The organism is Cryobacterium sp. TMT3-29-2, assembly GCF_004564305.1.
Lineage (GTDB): Bacteria > Actinomycetota > Actinomycetes > Actinomycetales > Microbacteriaceae > Cryobacterium > Cryobacterium sinapicolor.
In genome coordinates, this window is record NZ_SOGK01000066.1 from 18104 (window position 1) to 31201 (window position 13098).

The 13098-nt window shown below is 68.3% G+C and carries 12 protein-coding genes and 1 pseudogene; 9 read left to right on the top strand and 4 right to left on the bottom strand.

The window, feature by feature from the left end; translation table 11 throughout:
• Window positions 1–194: 194 nt before the first annotated feature.
• The 3 genes and pseudogenes from E3O67_RS08015 (at window position 195) to E3O67_RS08025 (ending at window position 3037) form a co-directional block, all read left to right on the top strand.
• Window positions 195–1316 (top strand): DMT family transporter, encoded by a 1122-nt coding sequence (locus E3O67_RS08015; RefSeq protein ID WP_241982070.1) that lies wholly within the window; start codon window positions 195–197, stop codon window positions 1314–1316.
• Between the two features lie 228 nt (window positions 1317–1544).
• Window positions 1545–1865: pseudogene (locus E3O67_RS17425) on the top strand (chorismate mutase); the annotation flags it as partial.
• Between the two features lie 218 nt (window positions 1866–2083).
• Window positions 2084–3037, top strand: coding sequence for an SDR family NAD(P)-dependent oxidoreductase (locus E3O67_RS08025; protein ID WP_135102419.1), 954 nt, complete (start codon window positions 2084–2086; stop codon window positions 3035–3037).
• Between the two features lie 117 nt (window positions 3038–3154).
• Here E3O67_RS08025 and E3O67_RS08030 read toward each other — a convergent pair whose 3' ends face one another.
• The 3 genes from E3O67_RS08030 to E3O67_RS08040 form a co-directional block, all read right to left on the bottom strand.
• Complete coding sequence (locus E3O67_RS08030) at window positions 3155–3871, bottom strand: hypothetical protein (protein ID WP_241982072.1); 717 nt, start codon at window positions 3869–3871, stop codon at window positions 3155–3157.
• A 397-nt stretch (window positions 3872–4268) separates the two neighbouring features.
• Window positions 4269–6578: a phosphoribosylformylglycinamidine synthase subunit PurL gene (gene purL, locus E3O67_RS08035; RefSeq protein ID WP_134433284.1), complete on the bottom strand. Its 2310-nt coding sequence runs from the start codon at window positions 6576–6578 to the stop codon at window positions 4269–4271.
• Between the two features lie 203 nt (window positions 6579–6781).
• Window positions 6782–7252, bottom strand: a complete 471-nt coding sequence (locus E3O67_RS08040) for a DUF3817 domain-containing protein (RefSeq protein ID WP_241979409.1) — start codon at window positions 7250–7252, stop codon at window positions 6782–6784.
• 193 nt (window positions 7253–7445) lie between these two features.
• On the opposite strand from E3O67_RS08040, the gene mgrA reads away from it, so the two are divergent.
• The 3 genes from mgrA to E3O67_RS08055 all read left to right on the top strand — a co-directional run bounded on the left by mgrA (window position 7446) and on the right by E3O67_RS08055 (window position 9883).
• Window positions 7446–8471 carry an L-glyceraldehyde 3-phosphate reductase gene (gene mgrA / locus E3O67_RS08045; protein WP_134433288.1) on the top strand — a complete coding sequence of 342 codons (1026 nt, stop codon included), beginning with the start codon at window positions 7446–7448 and terminating at the stop codon, window positions 8469–8471.
• A 206-nt stretch (window positions 8472–8677) separates the two neighbouring features.
• Window positions 8678–9202 (top strand): hypothetical protein, encoded by a 525-nt coding sequence (locus tag E3O67_RS08050; protein WP_241979412.1) that lies wholly within the window; start codon window positions 8678–8680, stop codon window positions 9200–9202.
• Between the two features lie 3 nt (window positions 9203–9205).
• Complete coding sequence (locus E3O67_RS08055; protein WP_135102421.1) at window positions 9206–9883, top strand: metalloregulator ArsR/SmtB family transcription factor; 678 nt, start codon at window positions 9206–9208, stop codon at window positions 9881–9883.
• Here E3O67_RS08055 and E3O67_RS08060 read toward each other — a convergent pair.
• A complete protein-coding gene (locus E3O67_RS08060; RefSeq protein WP_135102422.1) occupies window positions 9814–10494 on the bottom strand; it encodes a TetR/AcrR family transcriptional regulator in 681 nt (226 codons plus the stop codon). The two genes, E3O67_RS08055 and E3O67_RS08060, sit on opposite strands and share 70 nt — an antisense overlap.
• Window positions 10495–10721: 227 nt before the next feature.
• On the opposite strand from E3O67_RS08060, the gene pdhA reads away from it, so the two are divergent.
• The 3 genes from pdhA to E3O67_RS08075 all read left to right on the top strand — a co-directional run.
• On the top strand, window positions 10722–11762 hold the full coding sequence (gene pdhA / locus E3O67_RS08065; protein WP_241979410.1) for a pyruvate dehydrogenase (acetyl-transferring) E1 component subunit alpha: 1041 nt from the start codon (window positions 10722–10724) through the stop codon (window positions 11760–11762).
• Window positions 11759–12775, top strand: coding sequence for an alpha-ketoacid dehydrogenase subunit beta (locus E3O67_RS08070; protein WP_134433298.1), 1017 nt, complete (start codon window positions 11759–11761; stop codon window positions 12773–12775). The genes pdhA and E3O67_RS08070 overlap by 4 nt, the downstream gene beginning before the upstream one ends.
• Window positions 12772–13098, top strand: a 327-nt coding sequence (locus E3O67_RS08075) for a biotin/lipoyl-containing protein (RefSeq protein WP_304999317.1), incomplete at its 3' end; no start/stop codon positions are given. The genes E3O67_RS08070 and E3O67_RS08075, both read left to right, overlap by 4 nt.

Sequence of the window (13098 nt, forward strand, 5' to 3'; positions counted from 1 at the left end):
GCGCCCCATCGGCTCAGCGCCCGAACGAATTCGACGGAGATTTTGCTCCCCGGAGGCGAAAACCGGCCCGCGGCATCCGTTCTCGTGAGAATCTCCGTCGAATTCGTTCACGGGCGGCGGCGGGTTTCGGCCGTGGCAGACGGGCACGGTCGGAACGGGCGCGGGGTGTCGGCGGGGCGCGGTACAGTCGGCAGGTGACAGACGCTCCCGCCGCCGGCCGAACGCTGGTCACCCTCCAGTTCCTGGGCATGGGCGTCATCTGGGGAGCCAGCTTTCTATTCATGAAGATCGCCCTCGAGGGGGTCACATTCGGCCAGGTCGCGTGGTCCCGGCTGGTGCTCGGCGGGCTCACGCTCGGCCTGATCGTGCTGGTCAGCCGTCCGCGCGTGGCCAACGGCCCGGTGCTGCCGCGCGAGAAGATCGTCTGGCTGCATTTCCTGGTGATCGCAATCACCGGATGCGTCGTGCCGCACCTTCTGTTCGCGTGGGCCGAGCAATACGTGTCCTCGAGTCTGGCCAGCATCTACAACGCCGTGACGCCGATCATGACCGCGGTGATGGCGACGCTGGCGTTCCGGGTGGAGCGGCTCGCGCGCGGGCAGGTGGCGGGCATCCTCGTGGGCATCGCCGGCGTTGTCGTGATCATCGCGCCGTGGCGTTACGCGGCCCTGACCGGCGACCTCTGGGGCCAGTTCGCCTGCCTGGGCGCTGCGCTCTGCTACGGCTTCACCTTCGGCTACACCCGGCGGTTCCTGAGCGGGCGGCCGATCGCTCCCGCGACCTTCGCGTTCCTGAACATCGGCATCGCCGGGGTGATCATGCTCCTGGCCACCCCTGTGGTGGCGTGGCATCCGGTGGCGCTGACCGCGCCGATCGTGGCCGGGCTGCTCACCCTCGGTGCGCTCGGCACGGGACTGGCCTACATCTGGCACATCAACGTGCTGCGCGCCTGGGGTCCGACGAACGCGTCCACGGTGACGTATGTCACCCCCGTGGTCGGGGTTCTGCTGGGGGTGCTCGTGTTGTCGGAGACCTTCTCCTGGCACGAGCCGGCCGGGGCGGCGCTGGTGCTGCTCGGCATCCTGCTGACCCAGCGGCGGCTGCGGTTGCCAGGGTGGTCGGCGCCCTCGTGGGCGCTGAAGACACGGCGGGCACGGGCTCGGCGGGGTGCTTCGCGGGCGGCTTCGCGGGCGGCTTCGCGGGCGGCTTCGCGGGGCTCGCCCTCGGTGGCTGCCGAGCCATCCGGGTCGGTGACTGAGACATCGGCCGAGTCCTCGGCCGAATCACCCGCAGCGCTGCACGGGTCACCGCGGTAGCCGCGACCGAGACGGCGCCGAACTCGACACTTCCGGCCGAGATCGCGTGCTGTGCCGGGCGAATTCGACCGGAACTGACGTACTCGACGGGAAAGGTTCGGAATGCGGCGGGAACGGATGGCCGCCCCGGGTGGCTGCTCGGGGCATCCGTCGGGGAAGTGCGCCCGAACGCCGCTGGGAGGCAGGCGGGCCGCGCGCGCAGTACGTCCGAAACGGTATCGTCGAACCATGGCTGCACACGAGGAATTGCCCGCCGGCGCGGGTCAGGAAGCGATCGACGAGCTGGGCAGCATCCGTCAGAGCATCGACAATATCGATGCCGCGCTGATCCACCTGCTCGCGGAGCGGTTCAAGTTCACCCAGCAGGTCGGACGGCTCAAGGCCGCGCACGGCCTGCCGCCCGCCGACCCCGAGCGGGAACTGCTGCAGATCCGGCGGCTGCGTGGGCTCGCCGAGGAGGCCCGGCTCGACCCGGCCTTCGCCGAGAAGTTCCTCAACTTCATCATCGCCGAGGTCATCCACCACCACGAGAAAATCGCCGGTACTGAGTCGGCGCACGGTCCCGCGCCTCGGGCCGCGGGCGCGCGAGCGGATGCCGCATCTCCGACTGCCGGCACCGGCACCGCAGCCTCGGACGCGGGGACAGGCACCGCAGACTCGGCGTCGGGCACGGGCACCGCTGCCTCTCGCTCCGATTCATTGGGCCCCGATTCTCACTCGGAGGCGACCGGCCCCGATTCCTCTCCCATCACGTCGCCGGCGGCCTCATGACCGCGCTGACCTCAGCCCGGCCCGTCGCGACCCGCGCCCTCCCGGCCCAGTTCGGCAAGACCTTCGTCGTCACCGGCGCCAACGCCGGACTCGGCTATTTCACGGCCGAGCAGCTCGCCGCCGCGGGCGCCCACGTCGTGCTGGCCTGCCGCAATCCGGCGAAGACGGATGCCGCGCTGGCGGCCATCCGCGCCCGGGTGCCCGGGGCATCCGTGTCGACGGTGCCGCTGGACCTGAGCGATCTCACCCAGGTGCGCCGGGCCGCGGATGCGCTGCTGGAGTTGCCGCGGATCGACGGACTGATCCTGAACGCGGGCATCGTGCATCCGCCGCGCATGCGCGAGCTGAGTCCCGACGGGCACGAAATCGTCTTCGCGACCAACTACCTCGGCCATTTCGCGCTCACCGCGCGGGTCCTGCCGGCACTGCTGCGCACGCCGGGCAGCCGGGTCGTGGCGCTCGGATCGATGATTTCCCGGCTGCTGGATTCCCCGCTGCTCGACCTGCAGCTGGAGTCCGGCTACAACCGGTGGAAGGCCTACGCGCAGTCGAAGATCGCCATGCAGGTGTTCGGCTTCGAGCTCGATCGACGGCTGCGGGCGGCCGGAGCCGGCGGCACTGACGGGGTGCAAAGCCTCGTCGCTCACCCCGGCTACTCGATTTCAGGGCTGACGCCGGGCATCCGTGGGGTCAATCAGCCGTCGCGGGCGAGCCGGTTCGCCGACAATCTGCAGGCCTTCGGCGCGCAGGGCAAGGATGCCGGCGCCTGGCCCACGGTGAGCGCGGCCGTCGACCCGGATGCCCGTGGCGGCGACTACTACGGCCCGCGCTACCTCACGCGCGGCCTGCCGACGCTGCAGGAGCCCACGCGCACCTCGCTCGACCCCGCGGTTGCGGAGTCGCTGTGGTCGCGCACGGAGCTGCTCCTCGGCGCCCCCTTCACCGTCTAGCTCGCGCTTCGCCGTCTATCGGACCGCCGTCAGCGCGTGCGCTCGAAACGCCGCCTGCCGACGGGGGATGGCGGCGTTTCAAGCGCACGCGTCCCGCGGATCTGGGCCCGGTGAGTGTCAGGGGATCCAACCGCGATCAAGGAGTGCGGTGCGGATGCGAGCGATTATCGCCTGCGGAAGATGCGATTTGTTGACACGGATGACTCGCCACCCTTCTTCCATCGGCTCGTCCAGGCGGTCGATGTCACGGTGAAACTGTCGTTCGTCTTCGCGGTGCTGCCCGCCGTCATACTCGATGAGAACCTTGTAGCGGCGATACGCGAGATCACCCAATGCCATGAAGGCGCCAAAACGATTGAGTAGTGTCAGATTCACTTCCGGCTCAGGCAGGCCGGCCCGCACGATCAGGAGGCGAAGCACTGTTTCCCTGGGAGAATCGGTGCGTGGACGCACCAGGCTGAGGGCCTCGCGCAGGCGACGTGCACCGGGCAATCCGGCCTGTCCTGCCCCGGCTGCGCGTAGTTCTGCCATCGTGGCCGGAGGCCGCTGCCGGCGCACGAGGGAGTCGCCGAGGATGATCAGCTCATCGAGGGTGAGCACCGTCGACAGCTGGACCCACGCATCGACCTCCGAAGCGACGGGGAGGTGTCCCACCTTGACGATGCGCACCCGATCCGGAGGAATGAAATGCCCGCGCACGCCCTTGCCGCTGCGGCGACGGGTCCGAACGCTCGTACCGACATCCACGCTTGACTGCTCCAGGAGCCGGATGGGGAGAGGCAGCCCGTGGAGAAGCGCGGCCGTCGCGTGGCTGAAGAACTGATCTGCCGGCATCCGCACCGCATAGTGCTCGGCGCGGGCGCGCGCTGCTGCCCGGATGCGGGACCACCTGCCGGCTTCGCTGGTGGGATGTGGAGACAGGCTGCGCCCCGCGCGCACGCGCACGCCGTGGAAGGGCCGCGCGAGGTCGCTGCGCCGCAGCCGCCCGGAATTGACTCCCAGCTGATGGGCGTCTGCAACTGAAAACGGTCCATCACCGAGCTCGGGTGGTAACTCAGAAGGCGGCCTCATCGCACGATGATGTCACTCGTCGCCAGTCGCCCGGTGCTCTATCCACAGGCAGCCGCCGACCCGCGGGCCTCGCGCGTGCGCGGAAAGGTCCGCTTTCGGCCGGGCCATGGCGGCCGATTGGCCGCACGCACGGGAGAGACGGGGTCGGTCGGGGGAGCCTCTACTGCGCGAAGCGGGACGGCAGCGTGCTGCGGTGACGCGACTGCAGGTCGGCGAGTGACACCGTGAACTGGTCCTGGATCTCCAGGCTCGCCGAGGTCGAGTCGGTCACGCCGATGCGCAGCACCGGGTAGTTGCGCCCCTCGCACAGGCCGAGGAACTTCACGTCGTCTTCCCGCGGCACCGACACGATCACGCGGCCGGCCGACTCCGAGAACAGGGCGACGGATGCGTCGATCCCGTCGCGCTCGCAGATGTCGCCGAGCCACACGCGGGCTCCGACCCCGAACCGGAGTACGGCTTCGGCGAGGGTCTGGGCGAGCCCGCCCGAGCTGAGGTCGTGCGCACTGTCGACGAGCGCCTCGATCGACGCCGCGTGCAGCAGCCCGGCGAGGGCGGCCTCGCCGGCCAGGTCGACGACCGGCGGCAGCCCGCCCAGGTGGTCGTGGATGACGCCTGCCCAGGCCGAGCCGTCGAGCTCCTCCCGGGTCACGCCGAGCAGGTAGATGTTGTGTCCGTCGTCCTGCCATCCGCTGGGCACACGGCGGGCGACGTCGTCGATCACGCCGAGCACGGCGACCACGGGGGTCGGGAAGATCGGCTGGTCGCCGGTCTGGTTGTAGAAGGACACGTTGCCGCCGGTGACCGGGATCTCGAGGGCCAGGCATCCGTCGGCCAGACCGTCGACGGTCTGGGAGAACTGCCACATGACCTCGGGGTTCTCCGGCGAACCGAAGTTGAGGCAGTCGCTGATGCCGACCGGCACCGCGCCGGTGACGGCCACGTTGCGGTAGGCCTCGGCGAGGGCCAGCTGGGCTCCGCGGTACGGGTCGAGCTGACAGTAGCGGCCGTTCGCGTCGGTGGCGATGACGAAGCCGAGGCCGGACTCCTCATCGATGCGGATCATGCCCGCGTCGTCGGGGAACGAGAGAGCCGTGTTGCCCATCACGTAGCGGTCGTACTGGTCGGTGATCCAGCTCGGGTCGGCCAGGTTCGGCGATCCGAGCAGGGCGAGGAACTGCTCGCGCAACGCTTCGGGCGAGAGCGGGCGAGGCAGCGCGGAGGCGGTGTCGGCCTGCAGCGCGTCGAGCCAGGTGGGGTAGGCGACCGGGCGGTCGTAGACCGGGCCGTCGACGGCGACGGTGCGCGGGTCGACGTTGACGATCTCTTCGCCGTGCCAGTCGATGATCAGGCGGCCGGAATCGGTGACCTCGCCGAGCACGCTCGTCTCGACATCCCACTTGGCGGTCACCGCGAGGAAGCCGGCGAGCTTCTCGGGGGTGACGACGGCCATCATGCGCTCCTGGCTCTCGCTCATCAGGATCTCTTCGGCCGTCAGGGTGGGGTCGCGCAGCAGCACCCTGTCGAGCTCGATGAACATGCCGCCGTCGCCGTTGGAGGCCAGCTCGCTGGTGGCGCAGGAGATTCCCGCGGCGCCCAGGTCCTGGATGCCCTCGACGAGCTTCTCGCGGTAGAGCTCGAGGCAGCACTCGATCAGCACCTTCTCGGCGAACGGGTCGCCGACCTGCACGGCGGGCCGCTTGGTGGGGCCGCCCTCAGAGAAGGTGTCCGAGGCGAGAATGGATGCTCCGCCGATGCCGTCACCGCCGGTGCGGGCTCCGAAGAGCACGACCTGGTTGCCCGCGCCGGTGGCGTTGGCGAGGTGGAGGTCTTCGTGACGCAGCACGCCCACGGAGAGTGCGTTGACGAGGGGGTTGCCCTGGTAGACCCGGTCGAACCAGGTCTCGCCGCCGATGTTGGGCAAGCCGAGGCAGTTGCCGTAGAAGGAGATGCCGGAGACGACGCCGTGCACGACGCGGGCCGTGTCTGGATCGTCGATGTCCCCGAATCGCAGCGCGTCCATCACGGCGACCGGGCGGGCGCCCATCGAGATGATGTCGCGCACGATGCCGCCGACGCCGGTTGCGGCACCCTGGAACGGCTCGATGTAGGAGGGGTGGTTGTGCGACTCGATCTTGAACGTGACCGCCCAGCCCTCGCCGACATCCAGCACGCCGGCGTTCTCGCCCATGCCGACCATGAGATTCTTCTTCATGGCGGGGGAGACCTTCTCGCCGAACGAGCGCAGGTACTTCTTCGAGCTCTTGTAGGAGCAGTGCTCGCTCCACATCACCGAGTACATGGCGAGCTCGCCGCTCGTGGGGCGGCGGCCGAGGATCTGGCGGATCTCCGCGTACTCGCCCGGCGTCAGCCCCAGCGCGTCGAACGGCTGCTCCTTCTCCGGCGTCGCAATCGCGTTCGCAACGGTGTCCGCAATGCCGCGGGAGGGTGTGGTGGTAACAGCGGTCACGAGTGGCGTTCTCCCAGAGATAACGGATGCTTGACCCGGTCAGTCTACCCGCCGGGCTGTTCCCCGCCCCAGCCCACGGGTGCGTTCATCGCGCCGCGATGTACAGCTGGATCGCGATCTGGCCGCTGTCGCAGTTCGCCGCGTGCGCCGGACGGTCGAGGCCGGACAACCTCGATCCTGGCTGAGCGGTCGGGGCGCAGCAGTCAGGCGCCGCCACCGGGCGGGCCCAGCGACAGCATCACCGTGAACACGGCGACCAGTCCAACCACCAGAACGGAGGCCAGCAGGATCGGCCTCGCCAGGCCGATGCGCAGAAGCCGGCTCGCCAGGGTGTGGTCGCGGGGGTCGCTGGTGGCCTTGCGGCGCCAGTCGCCCTCAAGCAGGGTGCGCCGCTCGAGCCAGCGGTCGAAGGGGATCGTGGCATACGGAACCACCGCGGTGGCCACTGCGAGCAGCATCAGCCGGAGCCGCCAGTGCTGGTTGACCCCCACGAGCACCGCGGTGATCCCATAGGCCAGGAACACCAGCCCGTGCACGAAGCCGCCGACCCGAACCGCTCCGTCGCCGAACTCGCCGGGAGCGAACACGTACTTGAGCAGCATCGCCGTGATCAGGATGGTCCAGGTGATCGCCTCGGCGATCGACAGGGAGCGGTAGAGCAGTCGGGGTGACACGGGCAACACTCCAGGAGGCGGGGAACAGGATGAATGGGGAACTTCGATCTTCGCAGGGTTGCAGGGCGCGCCGCATCGGCCGAGAGGATGACTCGGTGGATCAGCAGGTCAGCACCGGTTCGCTCGGCGGCTTCGGCTGTGGGGTGGGGCCGTCGCGCCGAGGGCCCTCAGCCGACTGTGCGAGTCTGAAGGAATGACGTACCTTCCCGCAGAAACCCGTTACGACTCCATGCCCTACCGCCGCACCGGACGCAGCGGACTCAAACTGCCTGCGATCTCGCTTGGCCTCTGGCAGAACTTCGGCGGCACCGCGCCGATGGAGACGCAGCGCGCCATCCTGTGCCGAGCCTTCGACCTGGGCGTCACGCACTTCGACCTGGCCAACAACTACGGACCGCCCAAGGGCAGCGCCGAGAGCAACTTCGGCGTGCACCTCGCGCAGGACTTCGCCCCGCACCGCGACGAGCTGGTCATCTCGACCAAGGCCGGGTACGACATGTGGTCGGGCCCGTACGGCAACTTCGGCTCGCGCAAGTACCTGCTGTCCAGCCTCGACCAGTCCCTCGGCCGGATGGGCCTGGACTACGTCGACATCTTCTACTCCCACCGGGCCGATCCGGACACGCCGCTCGAAGAGACCATGGGTGCGCTGCACACGGCTGTCACAAGCGGGCGGGCGCTGTACGCCGGCATCTCGTCGTACTCGCCCGAGCGCACCCGGCAGGCCGCCGCGATCCTCGCCGAGATGGGCACGCCGCTGCTGATCCATCAGCCCTCCTACTCGATGTTCAACCGCTGGGTCGAAGACGGACTGCTCGACACCCTCGACGACCTCGGCGTCGGCTGCATCGCCTTCTCCCCGCTGGCCCAGGGGCTGCTCACCGACCGCTACCTGAACGGGGTGCCCGAGGGCTCCCGCGCCTCGCAGGCCGGTTCGATGAGTCGTGACATGGTGAACGATGCGACGGTGGGGCGCATCCGTGCCCTGACCGAGATCGCGGATGCCCGCGGCCAGTCGCTCGCCCAGCTCGCCCTGTCCTGGGTGCTGCGACGCGACACCGTCACCTCGGCGCTCGTCGGCGCCTCGTCGGTGAAGCAGCTGGAGTCGAACATCGCCGCGATCGACAACCTCGCGTTCACGGCGGGAGAGATCGCCGCGATCGACGAGCAAGCCGTCGACATGGGCATCAACCTGTGGGAGCCGTCCAGCGCCGTCTAGGCTGACGGACCCGGACCCGGACCCGGACCCGCACCCGCACCCGGCCCGGGGCCGGGTCCGATCCTGGCCCGGGTCTGGTCCGCGCGCCGGCCGGTGCGACGCCCGTTCCGGTGGTGGCCGGAGATCTCTCCTCGACAGTCCTTAAAAGCAGATATATCCTTTTAAATCATCGCAAGATGAAATCGAGGAGGCTGCTAGTGGCAAGAATGAATGTAGAAGTGGAACTCGACAAGGGTGAGGTGACGAAATACCGCCGGCACGAGAACGGGCGTGGACTGGTGTCGCCTGGGGCCCAGGTGAACCCGAGTGCCTATGTTTCGAGCGCAACCTATGTCGAGAGTGACGCCCAGGTCGGGCCCGAATCGTGGATCGGGCAGGGCAGCTGGATCGACCACGGGGCGATCATCGGCGCACGGGTCTTCGTTGGAGCGAACGTTCACGTCGGGGCCGATGCGATCGTCGGAAACGAGGCGCGCCTGGCCAGCAATACGCAGATCGGCCGCGGGGCCTTCATCGCCGACGGCGCGGTCATCGATCACGAAATCGCGGTTCCGGATTTCACCGACGTCAGTGCACGGCCGTCGGCCCGAGCACGCACCGTCCCACCGGGGGGCCTGTCGGCGGCACCCGGTATCGACCGGGCCGGATGGCGACGAGCCTGGGGTGCTCGGCGCAGGCCGTCCACTACAACCGAGTTGCTGGTCTTTCACCGACACGAGATGAATACTTAACGGATGCCGCACCACCAGTCATCGAGCTATCGCACGCTCGCGTCGTTCAGCAGGATCACTCTGCTTCACCACCTGATGCAGCGCGGAACCATGACCGTGGGCGATCTGGCCGAGGCGGCCGAGCTCCACCACAACACCACCCGGGAGCACCTGCAGCGCTTGATCAGAGACGGTTTCGTCACCTGGGAGGTGGAGCACCGAGAGGCCAAGGGGCGCCCGCGCATCCTGTACAGCGCCGCCAGCGGCGCCGACTCCCGTGACGGCTGCATCAGGGAAGCCCAGGCGCAGGCATCAGAGCTACGCGGCGACCAGGTGCGCCAGATGCTCCCGATCGAGGCGGTTCTGCATTCGCCCCTGCAGCGCCAGATCGACGCCCTGGACGACCACCTCGACCAGACCGGATTCGACGCAAAACTCGCCGCTGACGGCAGGCACGTCCACCTGCACGAATGCCCCTACAGCGAGATGGCTCGAGTGCACCCGGAAGTCTGCCGCGTGCACTTCGGTTTGCTCCGGGGGATACTCGAACAGACCGACGGGCCGCTCAGTGCCGACGCACTCCACCCGTTCGTCGAGCGGAACACCTGCACGCTCGAAATCAGCCGCACGGACTATGAACCGCTGCCCCCGGAACGCGACCCTGCTGTGGCGGTGGGCGCCGACGGGGCGTCATCGGCCTGAGGTGCAGTCGCTTCGGCCAGCTGGATGAGGGCCAGCGCGGACCGAGCCTGAACCGTGGCCTCGGCCTCGGTCACCGGGCCGAGCAGCCCGAGCAACCGCCGCCGGTAGTCTTCGCCGAGCAGTAGGGCGTAGAGCGATTCGGCATGGGCGGCCGCGGCCTCACCGTGCTCGGCCCGAAGGTGATCCGCGAGGCGCGCGACGTGCCGCATGTCACCGTTGTCGTGCAGCCGTCGGGCGAGTTCGGGAAACCGCAGCGACTCGGCGATCACGAGGCGGTGCAGTCCGATCATCTGGGCGGAGTGCAATCCGTAGACGATGCGTGCGGCGAGGGACTCCAGCGTCTCCGGGTGCAGAGGCTCGCCGCTGACGTTCTTGGCGAGCCTCTGCTGCATCTCGGTGAAGACGCCGTCCTTGTTGCCGAAGTAGGTGTAGATGGTGCGTTTGGTGACGCGGGCCGCGGCGGCAATCCGGTCCACCGTCGCGTTGCCGAAGCCGTATTCGAGGAAGACCGGCAAGGCCGCGTCGAGGATCTGACCTCGACGTTCGATGCGCCCCTCCTCCGTGGGCCGGCCGAGCTTGCGGACCGGGCTCGCTGTGGTTGCCGGCTCCATGGTCCGCCCTTCGGATCTGCGAAAAAGGTTTACGGCAAACGTACTCTCGGATGTAGAATGAAACTAATTCGTATCATTAAAATTCGATGCGACTCTTCGATCCCCGGCCTCATGAAGGCCGAGCAGGGAGTTCTTTCATGTCAACCCGACCGCGAACAGCCGTGGCGACCAAGTCCCGACCATCCACTGCCTCGGGTCGATCGACCCCTGACGCACAACCCGTCGTCTTGCCGGCTGATCGGGAGCGCCTGACCGGTTTCTACCGGCAGATGATGCTCATCCGCCGGTTCGAAGAGCGAGCAGCCCGCGCCTACACGCAGGCGCTGATCGGCGGCTACTGCCACCTGAATCTCGGTGAGGAGGCTGCGGTCGTCGGTCTCATGTCCGCGCTGCGCCCGAGCGATTACCTCTTCACCAACTACCGCGAGCACGGCTACGCGATCACCCGCGGCATCCACCCCAACCGGGTGATGGCCGAGCTGTACGGCCGCTCCGACGGGGTGTCCAAGGGGTGGGGCGGCTCCATGCACATGTTCGACCTCGAGAAGCGGATGCTGGGCGGCTACGGCATCGTCGGCGGTCAGATCCCGTTGGCGACGGGCGCCGCCCTGGCCATCGACTACCGCGACGGGGACGAGATCGTGTTGTGCACGATGGGCGATGGCACCACGAATATCGGGGCCTTTCACGAGTCGCTGAACATCGCGGCTCTCTGGAACCTGCCGATCGTCTACGTCATCATCAACAACAGGCTGGGAATGGCGACGACCGTCGACAGGGCGTCGGCCGAACCGGACCTCTACAAGCGGGCATCCGCCTACCGGATGGCGTCGGATCGCGTCGATGGGCTCGACCCCGTCGCCGTGTTCGAGGCAGCCCAGCGCGCCGTCGCGATGGCTCGCAGCGGTAAGCCCTTCCTGCTCGAGGTCGTGACGGAACGACTTCGTGGACACTCCGTGGTCGACCCGGCCAAGTACCGCTCCGACGAGGAGATGGCCCTGGTCACGGAGAGAGACCCGGTGCACACCTTCGCCGCCATGCTGGTCGCCGACGGCCTGCTCGACGAGCAGGAACTGGCGAAGATCGACGCGGAGGCAACCCTTCAGGCGACCGAGGCGGCGGCCTTCGCCGAGAATAGTCCGTTCCCGGACGTGTCGACCCTGTTCGACTACACCTATGCCACCCCCGTGGCCAATGACTCCCATCGGTTGCCCGGGCAGCCCCTGTTCGAGCCGGCGCCGATCCCCGACTACGGAGTCAACCGATGAGCATCATGACCTATCGTCAGGCCCTGCACGACACGCTGCGTTCCGAGATGCTGCGGGACGAGAACGTGTTCCTGATGGGCGAGGAGATCGGCCTCTTCGAGGGCGCGTACAAGATCACCGCGGGCATGCTCGACGAGTTCGGCGAGAAGCGCGTGCGGGACACCTCGATCGCCGAAGAGGGCTTCACCGGCGCCGCCATCGGCGCCGCGATGCTCGGGCTTCGCCCCGTGGTCGAGATCATGACCATCAACTTCTCCCTGCTCGCGCTCGACCAGATCGTGAACCACGCCGCCAAGATCTACGGCATGTTCGGCGGACAGGCCAGAGTGCCCCTCGTCATCCGCACGCCCGGCGGCGGCGGACAGCAGCTGGGAGCGACCCACTCGCAGAACATCGAACTCTTCTACGCCTTCGTCCCCGGGATGAAGGTCGTCGCGCCCAGCACGCCGGCCGACGCCAAGGCGCTACTGATCGCGGCGATCCGGGACGATGACCCCGTTCTCTTCCTGGAGAACCTCTCCCTCTACAACGTCAAGGGCGAGGTGCCCGACGGCGACGTTCCGGCAGAAATCGGCAAGGCCGCCGTCACGCGCACGGGCCGCGACATCACCCTGATCGGCTATTCACGGATGGCCCACGTCGCGTTTCAGGTGGCGCAGCAGCTCGCGGAATCGGACGGCCTCGACATCGAGGTCATCGACCTGCGCAGCCTGCGTCCGCTCGACCGCGAAACGGTTGTCGAGTCCGTCAAAAAGACGCACGCCGCCGTCATCCTCGAGGATGACTGGCTGACCTATGGGATCGGCGCCGAAATCGCGGCCACGATCTCCGACGGCGCCTTCGACTACCTGGACGCACCCGTTCGACGCGTCGCCATGGCCGAGGTGCCGCTGCCGTACTCAAAACCGCTGGAGACGGCCGCGTTGCCGTCGGCGGAGGACGTCATCGGCGCCATCCGTCAGACCCTCGACGCCGTCGGTCGCCGCCGCTACCCGATGGGTGAAAAATCATGATCGAAATCACAATGCCCCGTCTCTCCGACACGATGGAGGAAGGCGCGATCGCGATCTGGCACAAGCAGCACGGTGACCGGGTCGAGGTCGGTGACCTGCTCGTCGAGATCGAGACCGACAAGGCCACGATGGAATACGAGGCCTACGAGGCCGGAACGCTGTCCGAGCAGCTCGTGCCCGAGGGGAAACTGGTCTCCATCGGCGTTCCCATCGCGCTCCTGGACGACGGCGAGCCGAGCGCCGCGCCGGCGGCGGCGGCGACGCCGGCCGACGCTGCTGACGCACCTGCTGCTGCCGCGAGCCCGGCTGCCGCCCCGGCGGCC

What these genes read in the sequence shown, in the direction of transcription:
- E3O67_RS08025 (WP_135102419.1), top strand. Translation starts at nt 2,084, where the DNA reads ATGACCGCGCTGACCTCAGCCCGGCCCGTCGCGACCCGCGCCCTCCCG.
- E3O67_RS08030 (WP_241982072.1), bottom strand. Translation starts at nt 3,871, where the DNA reads ATGCCGGCAGATCAGTTCTTCAGCCACGCGACGGCCGCGCTTCTCCAC.
- mgrA (WP_134433288.1), top strand. Translation starts at nt 7,446, where the DNA reads ATGACGTACCTTCCCGCAGAAACCCGTTACGACTCCATGCCCTACCGC.
- E3O67_RS08050 (WP_241979412.1), top strand. Translation starts at nt 8,678, where the DNA reads ATGAATGTAGAAGTGGAACTCGACAAGGGTGAGGTGACGAAATACCGC.
- E3O67_RS08055 (WP_135102421.1), top strand. Translation starts at nt 9,206, where the DNA reads ATGCCGCACCACCAGTCATCGAGCTATCGCACGCTCGCGTCGTTCAGC.
- E3O67_RS08060 (WP_135102422.1), bottom strand. Translation starts at nt 10,494, where the DNA reads ATGGAGCCGGCAACCACAGCGAGCCCGGTCCGCAAGCTCGGCCGGCCC.
- E3O67_RS08070 (WP_134433298.1), top strand. Translation starts at nt 11,759, where the DNA reads ATGAGCATCATGACCTATCGTCAGGCCCTGCACGACACGCTGCGTTCC.